Origin of the sequence: Desulfosalsimonas propionicica (genome assembly GCF_013761005.1) — a bacterium.
Classification (GTDB): Bacteria; Desulfobacterota; Desulfobacteria; order Desulfobacterales; family Desulfosalsimonadaceae; genus Desulfosalsimonas; species Desulfosalsimonas propionicica.
In genome coordinates this window covers 1-14,246 of sequence record NZ_JACDUS010000013.1, presented here as the reverse complement: position 1 = coordinate 14,246, position 14,246 = coordinate 1, and the positions used below count along the sequence as shown (strand labels likewise).

At 48.3% G+C, this 14,246-nt stretch carries 13 protein-coding genes and 1 tRNA gene; 12 read left to right on the top strand and 2 right to left on the bottom strand.

Annotated elements, in window-relative coordinates:
* The 6 genes from HNR65_RS15550 to HNR65_RS15525 all read left to right on the top strand — a co-directional run bounded on the left by HNR65_RS15550 (nt 1) and on the right by HNR65_RS15525 (nt 3,653).
* Nucleotides 1-639, top strand: coding sequence for a site-2 protease family protein (locus HNR65_RS15550; RefSeq protein WP_181552447.1), 639 nt, complete (start codon nt 1-3; stop codon nt 637-639).
* A 54-nt stretch (nt 640-693) separates the two neighbouring features.
* Nucleotides 694-1,680 carry a tryptophan--tRNA ligase gene (gene trpS, locus HNR65_RS15545; RefSeq protein WP_181552446.1) on the top strand — a complete coding sequence of 329 codons (987 nt, stop codon included), beginning with the start codon at nt 694-696 and terminating at the stop codon, nt 1,678-1,680.
* Between the two features lie 11 nt (nt 1,681-1,691).
* On the top strand, nt 1,692-2,408 hold the full coding sequence (locus HNR65_RS15540) for a segregation and condensation protein A (protein WP_181552445.1): 717 nt from the start codon (nt 1,692-1,694) through the stop codon (nt 2,406-2,408).
* Between the two features lie 10 nt (nt 2,409-2,418).
* Nucleotides 2,419-2,979 carry an SMC-Scp complex subunit ScpB gene (scpB, locus tag HNR65_RS15535; protein ID WP_181552444.1) on the top strand — a complete coding sequence of 187 codons (561 nt, stop codon included), beginning with the start codon at nt 2,419-2,421 and terminating at the stop codon, nt 2,977-2,979.
* A gap of 50 nt (nt 2,980-3,029) precedes the next feature.
* Nucleotides 3,030-3,104: transfer RNA gene (locus HNR65_RS15530), tRNA-Val, on the top strand.
* Nucleotides 3,105-3,305: 201 nt separating this feature from the next.
* Nucleotides 3,306-3,653: a hypothetical protein gene (locus tag HNR65_RS15525; RefSeq protein WP_181552443.1), complete on the top strand. Its 348-nt coding sequence runs from the start codon at nt 3,306-3,308 to the stop codon at nt 3,651-3,653.
* Nucleotides 3,654-3,702: 49 nt separating this feature from the next.
* Here HNR65_RS15525 and HNR65_RS15520 read toward each other — a convergent pair whose 3' ends face one another.
* Both HNR65_RS15520 and HNR65_RS15515 read right to left on the bottom strand, forming a co-directional pair.
* Nucleotides 3,703-4,812, bottom strand: a complete 1,110-nt coding sequence (locus HNR65_RS15520; protein ID WP_232364806.1) for a tyrosine-type recombinase/integrase — start codon at nt 4,810-4,812, stop codon at nt 3,703-3,705.
* Nucleotides 4,763-5,122 (bottom strand): helix-turn-helix domain-containing protein, encoded by a 360-nt coding sequence (locus tag HNR65_RS15515; RefSeq protein WP_232364801.1) that lies wholly within the window; start codon nt 5,120-5,122, stop codon nt 4,763-4,765. Before HNR65_RS15515 ends, HNR65_RS15520 begins: the two co-directional genes overlap by 50 nt.
* Nucleotides 5,123-5,289: 167 nt before the next feature.
* Here HNR65_RS15515 and HNR65_RS15510 point away from each other — a divergent pair, with 167 nt between their 5' ends.
* The 6 genes from HNR65_RS15510 (at nt 5,290) to pglX (ending at nt 14,167) form a co-directional block, all read left to right on the top strand.
* A complete protein-coding gene (locus HNR65_RS15510; protein ID WP_181552441.1) occupies nt 5,290-5,529 on the top strand; it encodes a YheU family protein in 240 nt (79 codons plus the stop codon).
* Nucleotides 5,530-6,068: 539 nt separating this feature from the next.
* A complete protein-coding gene (locus HNR65_RS15505) occupies nt 6,069-6,887 on the top strand; it encodes a BrxA family protein (RefSeq protein WP_181552440.1) in 819 nt (272 codons plus the stop codon).
* On the top strand, nt 6,859-7,458 hold the full coding sequence (locus HNR65_RS15500; protein ID WP_181552439.1) for a BREX protein BrxB domain-containing protein: 600 nt from the start codon (nt 6,859-6,861) through the stop codon (nt 7,456-7,458). The genes HNR65_RS15505 and HNR65_RS15500 overlap by 29 nt, the downstream gene beginning before the upstream one ends.
* Complete coding sequence (brxC, locus tag HNR65_RS15495) at nt 7,458-11,087, top strand: BREX system P-loop protein BrxC (RefSeq protein WP_181552438.1); 3,630 nt, start codon at nt 7,458-7,460, stop codon at nt 11,085-11,087. Before HNR65_RS15500 ends, brxC begins: the two co-directional genes overlap by 1 nt.
* A 6-nt stretch (nt 11,088-11,093) precedes the next feature.
* Nucleotides 11,094-11,954, top strand: coding sequence for a HEPN domain-containing protein (locus HNR65_RS15490; RefSeq protein WP_181552437.1), 861 nt, complete (start codon nt 11,094-11,096; stop codon nt 11,952-11,954).
* Nucleotides 11,951-14,167 (top strand): BREX-1 system adenine-specific DNA-methyltransferase PglX, encoded by a 2,217-nt coding sequence (pglX, locus tag HNR65_RS15485; RefSeq protein ID WP_181552436.1) that lies wholly within the window; start codon nt 11,951-11,953, stop codon nt 14,165-14,167. Before HNR65_RS15490 ends, pglX begins: the two co-directional genes overlap by 4 nt.
* Nucleotides 14,168-14,246 lie beyond the last annotated feature (79 nt).

Below are 14,246 nucleotides of genomic sequence, written 5' to 3'. Positions count from 1 at the left end.
GTGGAAGAAAAAATTATACAGGCATTGATACTGATCATCCCGCTTCTCATGGCCGTCACCCTCCATGAGGTCGCCCACGGTTATGCGGCATGGATGTTTGGTGATCCCACGGCCAAGCTTGCCGGCCGGCTCACTCTCAACCCGGTCCGGCACCTGGACCCGTTCGGATCACTGATTTTACCGGGTTTGCTGATATTTTCCGGGTCACCGGCCATATTCGGATACGCCAAGCCGGTTCCGGTGAATTTCCGCAATCTGCGCGATCCCAAACTGGGTACCATTGTGGTTTCCGCAGCCGGGGTGGGGGTAAATTTTGCGTGCGCGCTGGCAGCAGGTCTTGTCTACCAGATCATTGCTCCGTTTGCAGGAGATTCAACGATTTTTTTGCTGGCCGCAAGGCTGGTCTACGGCTTCTGTATTATCAGCGTGGTGCTCGGGGTGTTTAATCTGCTGCCGATTCCACCCTTAGACGGCAGTCACATCCTGTCGGCCCTGCTGCCACCGGGGGCCCGGCAGAAATACGAACAAATCGGCACATTCGGCGTCCTGATTCTGCTGGTGCTGCTGATGACCCGATCCCTTGATTTTCTGATTACAGCAGTGATCAGTCCACTAGTGCGCTTTTTTACCGGCGGCTGATTTCATGAACTTTTATCAGGCAAGTACAGGCAATACCATACGGAGAGCAAGCACATGACTGAAAAAAAACGAATTGTCAGCGGGATGCGCCCAACCGGCGCCCTGCATCTGGGCAACCTGCACGGAGCCCTGCAGAACTGGATCAACATGCAGCCCGATTATGACTGCTTCTTTTTTATTGCCGACTGGCATGCGCTGACAAGCGACTATGAAAACCCAGGCAATATCAAAAAATACACCCGAAACATGATGATTGACTGGCTGGCCGCGGGCCTGGACCCGGAGAAGAGCGTGTTGTTCGTTCAGTCCCGGATCAGGGAGCATGCCGAGCTTTTTCTGCTCCTGTCCATGATCACGCCGGTACCCTGGCTGGAGCGAAACCCCACTTACAAGGAACAGATTGATGCCCTGCAAAACAAGGATCTCTCTACGTTCGGATTTCTGGGCTATCCGGTGCTGCAGGCCGCAGACATCATTATCTACAAGGCCGAGGGCGTACCCGTGGGCATTGACCAGGCCCCCCACATCGAGCTGACCCGGGAGATCGCCAGACGATTCAACCATCTCTACGGCCGGGTGTTTCCGGAGCCTGACACCATTTTGACGGAAATCAGTAAAATTTTGGGCACTGACCGGCGCAAGATGAGCAAAAGCTACAGCAATGCCATTTTCCTGTCTGATTCCCCTGAACAGATCAGGAAAAAAGTCAGCCAGATGATAACCGATCCCCAACGGATCAAGCGCACAGACCCGGGGGACCCGTCAGTGTGCAACGTGTTTACCTTCCACCAGCTCTATTCGCCGACAGATCTTGTGGCGCAGGTGGACCCGGACTGCCGCAGCGCAAAAATCGGCTGTGTGGAATGCAAAAAGAAAATGGCCGAACACCTGGTGGCATACCTGTCCCCGATCCGGGACAAAATCGAGTATTATAAAAACCACACCGACCAGGTGGAACAGGTCATGGCCGAAGGTTCAGACAAGGCCCGGCAGGTGGCGGCAAAAACCCTTGCCGAGGTCAGAGACGCGGTACGGATCTGATTGGCGAGTCCATGACAAACACCGGATACCAGGTCAGGCTGGAAAACGTTTTTGAAGGGCCCATGGACCTGCTGGTCCACCTGATCAAAAAAAACCAGGTGGATATCTATGACATTCCCATCGCCCTGATCACGGACCAGTTTTTGTCCTATATCCGGTGGATGCAGGGCATGGAAATCGATGTGGCCGCCGACTTTCTGGTCATGGCCGCCACCCTGGCCCAGATCAAATCCCGGATGCTGCTGCCGGCGCAGGAATCCGACCAGGAGGAATCAGAGGATCCAAGGGATGCCATTGCCGGCCCCCTGGCCGAATACATGCGCATCAAATCCGCAGCCGAAAAGCTGACAGCGCGCAACATCCTGGGCGAGCATGTGTTTGCCCGGCCCGCCGAACCCCTGGTCCACGGGGGCAATGCCGAACACATGCCGGTGGAAGCCAGTCTGTATGACCTGCTCGGGGCCTACCAGGCATTGTCAGAACAGATGGCCGGGGACCCGGATTTTTCCATAACCCCGGAAAAAATCTCCGTGAAAGAAAAGATGACCGATATTCTGGATCTGCTGCAAACCCACAAAAGCGTGACCTTTTCTGATCTGGCGGCCAAATGCGCTGACAAAGGCGAAATCATTGCAACATTTCTGGCGGTCCTGGAGGTGGTGCGGCTCAATATTGTGGGCATCTCCCAGGAAGAAACCGCTGGCGGACTCAAGCTGTTTTCCAGATGAAAGGCGGACCATGAAAGATCTGAAAAACATCATTGAAGCCCTTTTGTTTGTCTCGCCAGCGCCGTTGTCCGCAGAACGGATCCGTGAACTCATTGTTTATGCCGATGCCGCTGAAATCAAAGATGCCCTGGAAAGCCTTGTCCGGGAGCACCAGAAGCGAGACGGGGGCTTTGCACTCCACCAGGTGGCAGGCGGTTTTCAGTTCCGCACCCGCCCGGAGCACCGGCAATGGGTGGAAAAACTGCTGGCCCCCCAGCCCGTTCGCCTGAGCCGGGCTTCCCTGGAAACGCTGGCCATTGTGGCCTATCACCAACCGGTGCTGCGAAGTGATGTGGAGCACATCCGGGGGGTCAATTCCGGGGGCACCCTGCGTTTTCTGCTGGAGAAAAAACTCATTCGAATTCTGGGCCGAAAGGAGATTCCGGGCCGCCCCCTGCTTTACGGCACCACCAAAAAATTTTTGGAAACCTTTGATCTAAAGGATTTAAAGGATCTGCCGGCCCCGGATGAAATCCAGCCCGGAGAAGAAAATCAAGACACCGGCTCAGATCCGGGGACAGAGAAAAAATAATGCTTGACTTCACCGGCCCTTCACCCTTATTTTATGCCCCACACATACACGGGCGGTTAACTCAGCGGGAGAGTGCTACCTTCACACGGTAGAAGTCACTGGTTCAAATCCAGTACCGCCCACCAGGAATTACAAGGGTTTATGAGCATGATTACTCATAAACCTTTTTTTTATAGGTGTCTGAACAAGGGAGTCCTTGTAAATAATTAAACACAAAGAGTTTTTGGTGTGACAAAAATTAATTTTTCAACCATTTGTGACCATTTTGTGACCAACAACCCTTTAGAGGGCTTAGCACAGAAAAATAATTAGCAAGGCCGCAAGAAATGCAACATTCTGAGTTTGTAAGGAAATACAAAAACAATGAAATCAGTGTGCACATTGATAAAAACGCAGCAGGTTTTTTTTATCAATCAAAGGGTTTCATGCCAGAGCACCTGAGACGCAAACAAACAATGACCAGAGCGTTTGGGTTGGGAGGTTTAATAGGTGGGGCCGCACTCTTTTTCTTTACGAAATGGTATATTGCATTAATTGTGTTGGTTATAGGGCTTTCTTTTTTCCCCAAGGCTCAAAAAAAAGCCGCGGAAGGGGTTCTTGAAGCATCTCTTGAATATCCGGAGATTTTTGAATATGCGTCCTCAAATAATGTTTTAAGGATTAGTGAAGCGTAACTATGTTTTGAGTTTTACAGTGCTTTTTTTTTGAAATTACATTCTGCTTTTATCCCAGAATAACTTTTTCAAACCGCCTTGCCGACTCCTGATTAACTGGCTTCATCAGGTGCGCATACACATTTAAAGTCACGGTAGGGCTGCTGTGCCCCATCTGTGATTGAATATATTTGATATTTTCGCCCTGCTCGATCATCAGACTCACTTTGGTATGCCGCAAATCATGAAACCGAATCTTGCCGATCCCCGCCTTTTTCAATGCTGGGGAAAAATACCGATATATCATGTTGTTGTGGTTTATCGCCCCCCCTGCTTGATTCGGGAATATCAGATTCAACTTGCCTGGCTTGCAGGCCAGTTTCCAGCGTTTAAGGTCTGCCATCGTTTGCGGCCCCAAGTCAACCCGCCGGTTTGATGTGCGGGTTTTGACATCATACCATAGCTGATTATTGAAAGTCCTCTGGATATGAATCTGATTGTTTGTCCAATCCACGTCTGACCACTTCAACCCAAGCAGTTCGCCTTGCCTTGCCCCGCTCATGATCGCCAGTTGAAAAAGGGTCTTGTATTTCTGGTCCGTCACAGCATCAAGCAATTTTTGAATCTCAGCCGGGGTTAAAACCCGGATTTTCTTTTCCTGCTCATTACCCTGGCCCCTTGGTCGTTCAGCATCCCGTACAGGATTATAGCTGATATACCCATGCCGGACTGCATAAGCCATGATCTGACCAAGCGGAAGCAGGATTTTCCGAAGTGTCAAAATATTCATCCCCGCGCCCAGCCGGTCCCGGATAAACTTTTCAATCATGGCCGTGGTGATCCTGCTGATTTTCAAATCATTGAAGGCGTCAAAATGATTCCGGGTGATCCCGTCATAGGTTGACCAAGTGGACTGCCGCAAATTCGGCTTTTTATACTCGACCCAGTCTTTTGCCACCTCTTTGAATAAGGGCATTTTCTTGTCCGGGATGTAGTTTCCCTTGGATAGCTGGTCCTCAATTTCCCGCAACTTATCCTTTGCCTTTTTCAGCGTTGTGCCTTGGGGCAAGGATTCCCGCACCCGTTTTCCTCCATTGTCGTAATAGTCGAGAACATATCGGTTTCTTCTCTTAGCGATTTTCGCCATATTGCCCCCCTTGGTTTTGCATCCATTCTTCATCAGCAACGTACCATTTCCCAGCACGCAAATCCTGCACAAGTTTCAATAAATCGTTTTCAGGCATGTTTTTTATTTGCCTTATCAAGTCGGTAAAAAGTTCAGGGCGCCCGCGAATTATCTCCTGCACATCGGCAGACACCTTGCCGCTCAGAGCTAAAAGCAGGTCGGGATTTTCGCCAAGGTCCTCTGCCAAAATCCGAACTTTGACTTCAGAAAGAGTTACGGGAAAACCACGTTCAATCTTGCTTAAATATGACGGCTCAACACCAACTCTAAAAGCAACTTGGCGAAGAGAATAGCGCTTGTCCATTTTCTTTAATACCTCTCGCTTTTCCCTGATGTATGAACCGAATTTATTTTCCATATTTATATTATGTACTACACAATACATAATTTCAATATTTTTTTGTGCAATTTTTGTGGTACGCTATTTGACATTAAGCATGCCAAGCACTGCAAAAGAAAACGCGATTTAAAATGTCGTTTGTAATAATTCCGTATGACCAGTTGAGTCCGGAAACACTTTATGGCGTTGTCGAAGAATTCGTAACGCGAGAAGGTACGGACTATGGTGAGCAGGAGGTCTCTTTGGGAGTAAAGATTTCACACATTATCAAGCAATTGAAGTCGAAAGAAGCTGTGATTGTCTTTGATCAGGAATCACAAAGCTGTAATATCCTAAAAAGTGATGATCCATCCTTGCCGGGCCTGAGATAAGCTGGTTCGTATATTTTGCGGCAGATGATCGGGAGAGGGGATATATCGGCAATTTGCATCGGAATACACAATTTTCTGGGAGAACCATGATATTGGTTGATGGGCTATGCCGTACTTGAAAAAGAGCGCTATCAGTGCAAAAATAGTCTTATATGCTAGGCGCTTCAGTTCGACCACGTTTTATCTATCATCCTTTCTATCGTCTGATTTTTGAGATTCCAGCAAGGGTGTACAAAATTTTATTTTTTACACCCTTGCTTTGCAGGGTAAAGGACAAAACGCTATTCGTTGGCAGGAGATGAACCAAAGGAATACAGCGAGGTTAAAACTATGACCCCGTGCTTCATTCATGAACAAACATTTGAACGCGATTAAACCCATCAGCTTCTTTAAAATCAGGCAATACCACTTCGGAAACAAGACCGTCCTTGAATTCATTGGAAGATTATTCTATAATTTCTTTCTTTCTCGCTATATCTAACTGGATACCAATAGCCAAAACAAAAACTTCTGTATCCTGAGTCCACGAAGATAGACCTATGACTGAAAAAAGTGAGACCCAACGCCCATCAACACCTGTTTATACCTCACGCCTTCAGAAAGGCGGGGCGCTGATTGAGGATATGCGTGCCATCGTTAGAAACTGGTCCGATGAACAAACGGCGCACCATCTGATCCAGACCCTGATTAAAGACAATATTTTGGGAAAAGAAACCAAAACCCGGTCTACGGATTTATATCGCCGGGCATTCTCTCACCGTTTTATCAAAGGGGATCCGCCCAATGCATGGCAAATTATCCGTCCACTAGAGGACAACGAGCTCGCCATAGAAATCATTAAGCCCATCTACTATTGGATTACAGCCCGTAGCGATCCTTTAATGTACGACTTTGTAACTGATGAAATTTACTCACGCAGCAAAGGCTACAGCCTGGATGTGAAAATCGATGAGACGGCACAATGGATCAAATCAAGCCTGGAGCAAAACCACCAGCAAGTGTGGACGGAAACTGTCACCTTAAAGGTGGCCCGTGGCCTCTTGGCAGCTCTCAGAGATTTTGGCATTCTCGAAGGCGCCACAAAAAAGAAAATCGCCCCAATATACCTGCCCCTCGAGTCTTTTGCTTATATCGCATACGCGCTAAATTCGCTTGGATTCCATGGCGGACGCTTGACAAACCACAAGGATTGGCAGTTATTCTTGTTCAGCCCAACCGTGGCAGAACGCATGTTTCTTGAAGCGCATCAAAATGGCCTGCTGCACTATGAGGCTGCCGGCAATATTTACAGGATAGAATTTCCAGCCAACAGCTACAAGGAAATGACCGATGTTATCACTGCCCGATCGTTTGGATGAGCTTAGGGAAGATCTGGTGGCTGATCCCATGCGGATCAGCACATACCATGACATGCCATTTGCTATATTTCGATACGATCCCCCGGATGAATACCTTTGCCGTAAGCATATTCGGCTCTTGGCGATTTCGCTTGAGCAAAACCATGCCCGAAATGTCCATTTTATATCTTTGGGGAAACTCCTATGGCAGGCGATTTCTCAAACCGAAGGCATTGACGCGGTTATTGCCGATGAAAAGCAAAGAGGCTTTGAAAACGCCCAAAAAACCGTGCACACGCTAATCTCCGATGAAGATGACTTCATGCCGCTATCAGGACTGATTGAAGATCGGGCTGCTACCCTCAAATCAAAGCAGGATATTATTTTTCTGGTGCGGGCCGGTGCCTTAGCACCGCATATTTACCGCTGCTCCACGCTGCTTGACAAAATGCACGGCAAAACCGAAGTTCCCATTATTTTATTTTACCCGGGAACTGCTGAGGGACGAACCGATTTACGGTTTATGGGGATGGAAGACCGAGCCGGAACTGGTGCCTACAATTACCGGGTTAAAATATACGGAGGCGTTTAATGGAACAGATCAAGGAACTATTCTCACGGCCGATTGATCGCAAGATTGAGGAAGTAATCAAGGTCGATCAGGCGGATCAGGCAACTGTAAAAAACGAACTGGAAGAATACGTCGCTACGGATTCAATCCTTGACCATTACCGAACCGTCTATGATGAAATCATTCAGGTGTCAAAAAGTCCCCGGGAAGGCATCGGCATGTGGGTCTCCGGATTTTTCGGTTCCGGTAAATCGTCTTTTGCAAAGATCATAGGGTATACAGTTGCCAACATACCGGTTTTGGATAAATCCGCCAGTGAAATTTTCAAGGAAAACGTTAAGGATTCCAAAATCAGCGGCTGTCTGGATATCATCAACAGAACCTTGCCCACAGACGCTGTCATATTTGACGTTTCCATGGACCGAGGCGTGCGAACCGCCGGCGAGCGAATTACGGAAATCATGTACAAAGCCCTGTTGCGGCGACTTGATTATGCTGAAGATTTCGATCTCGCCAAACTTGAAATCACGCTGGAAGGAGATGGGCTGCTGGAGCAATTCACCCAGAAATTTGAAGAGATACACGGCAAGCCCTGGAAGCAGAGAAGAAAACTGGCATTGGCGATTAACGAGGCCAGCCGCGTACTTCATAAAATGGATCCCGAGACATACTCCACACCGGATTCCTACGCCCATTCCATTGGTGCCGGCAGGGCGGATATCAACCCCAATGAACTGGCCAAGGCGGCTTTTGATTTAACTGAACGACGCCTGCCCGGGAAATCCTTGATTTTTGTCATTGATGAAGTCGGGCAGTATGTATCCAGAAGCGTCGATAAGATGCTGGATCTCCAAGCGGTTATCCAGTCCTTCGGCGTGGAAGGCACAAACCGGGTAAGCCAGAAAAGAGCCCCCGCTCCTTTCTGGATTGTCGTGACATCCCAGGAAAAACTCAACGAAATTGTTGACTCCCTTGATTCCAAAAAAATCGAACTGGCCCGGCTTCAAGAGCGGTTTCGCATCCCCATTGATTTAAAGCAGAACGACATTCCCAAAATCACCGGAGAACGGGTTCTTTCAAAAACCAAAGAAGCAAGAGAAAAGCTATCGGAGATTTTTGATGCCAACGAGGGAAGGTTGAATACTTTCTGCAGACTGGAACGCACCAGCCGCGCCACCAAAATTGAAAAAGAAGAATTCATAAACCTCTACCCCTATCTGCCTTATCAAATTGATCTTTGTATTGATATCGTGGCCGGTCTCCGCCTGAAAAGAGGCGCGCACCGTCATATCGGCGGCAGTAACCGGACAATTATCAAGCAGGCCCAGGAAATGATGATCAACCCGCACACCCAGATGGCAAAGTCAAACCTCGGTGATCTGGTAACGCTTGATAAGGTCTATGAATTACTTTACCTGGGCAATCTGCTTTCAACCGAAACAACTCGGGAAATCGACAGGATTACCAAGGATTTTTCGGATCATCCAAAAGCCTTAAAGGTGGTGAAAGCAATTGCTCTTCTTGAAACCGTAAAGGACCTTCCCCGGTCTGTCCAAAACATTGCGGTTGTCCTTCATCCAAGGGTTGACGCGGAATCCATCAAAAAAGAAGTCGAAGAAGCAATTAATATGCTGGAGACCAACCAAATTATCCGGGATTCGGATGAGGGCTACAAGCTACTGACGGTGCAGGAAAAAAATTGGGACATCAAGCGCAATGAAATGGCGCCCAAACCCGCTGACAGGAACCGCCTCATCCGGGAAATTGTGAAGGAAATTTTCACAGATCCCAAAATCAAGACTTATCGATACAAAAATCTTAAAAACTTCAGGCTGAAATTGTCCGTGGAAAACGTGCCGGTAGAGTCCGAGGGGCAGATACAGCTCAATATGTTAATCGCCGAGGACACCACCGATCTCACCAGCCGTTGCGAAGAGGCCCGAAGCGAAAGTATTTCGAAACAAAATGAGATCTTTTGGGTCGCCCCATTCAATGATGAAATGGATCGGCTTTTGCTGGAGACCTTCAGGTCCCGGGAGATGATATCCAGCTATGAACGGCTTGCCGCGCAAGGCAAATTGACCGCGGAAGAATCCACATGCCTGTCCGAGGAAAAGGTCCGCCGGGACCGTTATCATCGGCAATTACGAAATAAAATAACTGAAAGTATCCAGGGCGGAACCGGCTTTTTCCGGGGTGTCCAAAAAGATGCCTCTGGCCTTGGCACTGACCTGCCGGCAATTTTTCAGAAATATCTCGATACCGTTGTCCCGGACCTCTACCCAAAACTGGAGATGGGCATAAGGCAGCTATCGGGGAACGAGGCAGATAAATTTCTCTCAGCAGCCAACCTCAACAACCTGCCGCCGGTATTTTATGACGGGGACAACGGGCTTTTTCTTGTAGCCAAGCAAGGTGGGAAATACATACCCAATTTGTCTGCGGACATTTGTAAAGAAATTCTGACCTATCTTGTTAGGGAGCATAAGTACGGCAACAAGGTCACTGGCAAGATGCTGGAATCGCATTTCCAAGGCATTGGTTACGGCTGGGACCGGGAAGTGATTCAACTGGTTCTGGCTGTACTGCTGCGGGGGGGCGCTGTCGAAGTCACCCACCAGGGCCGCAAATACCGGCATCACAATGATCCTGCATGCAAGGTCCCTTTTACCAAGGTACAGACCTTCAGAGCCGCCTCATTTGCCCCAAGGGAAGCCATTGATTTAAAGACCCTTACCAAGGCCGCAGACAACTATGAAGAAATCACGGGCAAAGAAGTGGATATCGAAGAAGGTGCAATCGCCGAGGCCTTTAAGAACCTTGCCTACAAGGATCGCGAAACAATCATCCAGCTTGTTGCCACCATGAAAGCAAACAATTTTCCGGGCACCGATTACCTGGAAGAACATCGGCAAACAATTAACAGCGTGCTGGAAATGCCAAATGATGACTGTGTAAGAACCCTGGCTGGTGAAGGAAAAAGCTACATGGAGGCCCGGCAGCGCAGCGCAAAACTAAACAAAACTTTGACGGAACAAAATATTGCCATCCTCAAAAAGGCGCGTAAAGCCTATTTGTCTCTTTTGCCCGTATTGAAAAAATTTGATGATACAGAAGAACTGCAAACCAAGGCGCAAGAACTGATTGACTGCCTCGAGGATGAAACGTTTTATGAACACATTGAGGCCATTCGCCAGGCAACCAAATATATCACTGACAAATACAATGCCCTGTACCAGGACAAGCATGAAGAACGGGCAAAGATCTATTCAGAAAGGATAGATTCGGCAAAAGGGTTACCGGAAGCTGCCAATCTGAATGAATCGGAATTGGAAACGACCCTCGAGCCCCTAAAAACGCGCTCCTGTGACAGTTTATCCCTTTCCGAGGACGGTGTTTGCAACACCTGCAACGCAAGTCTTGAACAGATAGAAACCGATATATCTATTGCGGATGCCATCCACGATCAGGTGGTCAAAAAACTAAAGGAAATGACCGCGGACCCGGAAGAAAAAATCGAACGGGTACATGTTTCCCAGATATTCAGCGGCACGGTCGAATCGGAAGAAGATGTTGAAACCGTGGTCAGTGAAATAAGAAATTACTTGTTAAAATTACTGGCCAGCGGCGCCAGGGTAATATTGGAGTAATCCCGAATGGAAGCCTATAACCTCTTTAATCAGAATTTCTCCGTTACCCAAAGCCTGCTGCAGCTTTATGAACTTTTTAATGGCCTGAAGAAAACGCAAATCAATGACAACAACTTGCGTCTTGCACTCTGTTCTTTCTGGGAAGCCCCGGAAAATGCGGCCATCCACCCAGCGCTGAATGACAGGGTCATGGTTCTCGCCCGGTCCTCCAATCCGATCCCGGAGCTTCTCACCATGGACGGAGGGCTTGATTTTCTTCTCCGTCAAGCGGTAATTGCGGCATGCACGACCGTAGAATCTTTTTTTTGGGATGCCTTGCGGGAAAACGTGCTCACGATTGTTAAAGCCAGAAAGACCGGGGCTGATGAGATGCTCAGAAAAATCACCTTCACGCTGGGAGATTATGTGTCTCTCCAGCAATATGAGGATCCGGATTACCGGCTGCAGCAAATCATATTAAACAACTTTAAGCGGGGTACCCTATACAGCGCTGAGCGAATCGAAGAAATCACCAAGGTGATGACGATTACAAAATTCTGGGACCAGGTCGAACAGATTGCCGGCACCCCGGCAAAAGATATCAAACGTTTGGTAGGCGACCTGATTAACCGGCGGAACCAGATTACCCACCGGGCGGATCGGCCGGAATCAGATGAAGAAGCCAATGAACATGGACTGCGCCCGATCTCGCTTGCCTGGACCAACCAACGGGTTCAGACCGCAAAAACGCTGGTATCCGCCAGTGCCCAACTTATTGAACAAAGGATGAACAAGCTGAAATCTGATATTCAGGCCGCCGAAGAGCAGCAGGAATCCAAGGCGAATCAAGTCCTCGAAGAAATCTCCAAACAGGTGGACCAGTCATGAAAGACGAAGCCGTATCTGCCATTCACAATTTCACGTTAAAAGCCAGAGAACTCATGTGCCAGGAGACCGAAGAGCAACTCGAAGGCCTGTATGGCTTTTTGCCGGATGGCACGTTTGAACCGGCTGCCAAATATCCGGCGATTTCAGGACTTGATGAAGCCAGAGAAACTCGCAATCGGCTGGAACAATATATCGCGGATGAAAAAAATGCCGGCCTATCAGCCCGGGAGGCGCGTGAAAAACTAGTTTTAGAGATCGCCTTTACAAGGCTTAACCGCTTGGTGGCGCTTAAAATGATGGAAACCCGGAGAATTATCCGTCAAAGCGTCTCGAAAGGCTCTCAATCCAACGGATTTCTAAGATGGCTGGCCAAAGAGGATAATGAAGCCGCCTATGAAAAATACGAAGCCGGCGACCTGCCGCAAAACGCCATCGGCGAAGGGCCGCGCCAGGAGGCCTATCGCTGGTATCTGCTGTGGCTGTGCGAACAGTTATCCCGGGAGATCAAGGTGCTGTTTGATCCGGATAACATAGCCAGCCGGATCTTTCCACGGCCACGTGCATTAAACCAGCTCATTGATATGATGAATGATGGGGCGCTTGAGGAAGCTTGGGCGCCGGGGAACGAAGAAACCATTGGGTGGGTATATCAGAGTTTTAATTCCGAAGCGCTGGAAGCGGCATTCCGCGAAGTCCGAGTTTCCGGCACCAAATTCGAGGCTAAAGATATCCCATCAGTTACCCAGCTTTTTACACCGCGCTGGATTGTTCGCTACCTCGTGGAAAATACCCTGGGCCGGACCTGGATCGACATGCACCCGGATTCCCGTTTAAAGGATACGCTACAATACCTGGTGCCCATTGATTCAACTGCTGACATCTCACTAAAATCGGCCAGGGAAATTACCCTATTAGACCCTGCGTGCGGGACCATGCACTTCGGGCTGGTTGCATTTGATCTGTTTGTCGAAATGTACCGGGAAGAGCTTGAAAATGCCGGACAGCCCGGTTGGCCACAAAGCCCTTCTGTTAATAATGAAGATGAAATCCCTGCCGCCATCATTGCCAACAACATTCACGGTATTGACATTGATACCCGCGCTGTGCAGCTATCCGCTCTGACGCTGTATTTGAAAGCCAAGTCTCTTAATCCGGAAGCCAAGCTCACGGACAGCAACCTGGTGGCTGCCCGGGTTGAACTGGGAGATGATAAACGAATGCAGGCGTTTATGGATGAGGTAGGATTAAAACGACCCATTTATCAGAGGATTTTGAAAAGCCTCTCGGAGCGACTAAAAGATTCAAAGCAGTTGGGCTCGCTTTTAAGAATAGAAGATGAAATTCAAAACCTGATTGAAAGAGAACGCAAACAGTTCAACAAAGAAGGCCGCCAAACAAAGTTGTTCGGAGAAGGCGACAACAAATTTGAATCCCGGGCAGTTCAGAAGGAATTCTGGGATTCGCTAGAAGGACAAATTGAATTAACGCTCCACCATTTTGCAAAAACAATGGAAGAGCAGCAGGGGCAGTCTTTTTTCGGGGGCGAAACTGTAAAGGGGTTGAGGCTGTTGGAGCTTTTATCTAAGAGGTATAATGTTGTGGTGACCAATCCGCCCTATATGTCCAATCGAAATATGAACGCTAAGCTCAAGGAGATAGTAGCGAATCATTATCCTGAGGGAAAAGGTGATCTATATGGCGCGTTTATTAAACGTTGCCTTGAAATGACAAAAAACTATGGGCATATGGGGATGCTAACTATGCACTCCTTTATGTTTATCACCACATATAAAGAATTAAGGCTTTATATCCGCGGAGCAGCAACAATTGAGACTATGGTTCATACTGGGCCGAGTCTTTTCGCTGTTGGTAACCCCGGCAGACTGCAAACAACTGCTTACATATTCAGTAAAGCAACAAAAAGAAAAAAAGATGATGAATCATTAGGGATATATTTTCGTCTCGTCAAAGAACCAAATAGTGAGGCCAAGAGACTCAAATTTGAAGAGGCATTGAATAACCTTCGCACATCAAATTCAGATATAAGAACCTTTAAGTACAAGCAAAAAGATTTCGATTCTATACCAGAAAGCCCATGGGTTTATTGGATCACACCAAATTTACGGAAAGTGTTTGAAAGCTATCCAACCCTTGTTGAAAATTCTCCACCAAGACAAGGACTTGCAACAGCAGATAACTGGGTCATCCGGTAGATGCCGGGATAGACTGAAATTCCCAGATAGTTGATCGAAGACTCAAGCACATCGGTCGGACCGGCGGCGGCCCGAGAAT